The following is a 266-nucleotide window of genomic DNA, read 5'->3' as shown; positions in this document are numbered from 1 at the left end:
CTTAAATCCCGGATGCACTCGCGTCCGGGTCTCCAGTCACTTCATCATCAACGGGAGTCTTACCATGACTGCTCACTCCAGCCCTGTCTGGTTAATATCGGGATGTTCGACCGGATTTGGTCGTGAACTGGCGCAGCAGACCATCGCGCGTGGTTTTAAGGTCGTCGTGACGGCACGTGATACCTCTTCCATTGCCGATCTGGTGGAGGGACACGACAACGCGCTGGCAGTAGCGCTGGATGTGACCCACCAGGCGAGCATCGACC

The 266-nt window shown here is 57.5% G+C and carries 1 protein-coding gene; it reads left to right on the top strand.

The genetic code is table 11. The features are described from left to right. Positions 1-64: 64 nt before the first annotated feature. A partial coding sequence (locus tag SB765_RS30400) for an SDR family NAD(P)-dependent oxidoreductase (protein WP_410932591.1) occupies positions 65-266 on the top strand: 202 nt, incomplete at its 3' end.

This window comes from Pseudomonas sp. SIMBA_067, assembly GCF_046534675.1.
Classification (GTDB): domain Bacteria; phylum Pseudomonadota; class Gammaproteobacteria; order Pseudomonadales; family Pseudomonadaceae; genus Aquipseudomonas; species Aquipseudomonas putida.
This window is presented reverse-complemented; position numbering and strand designations above follow the sequence as displayed.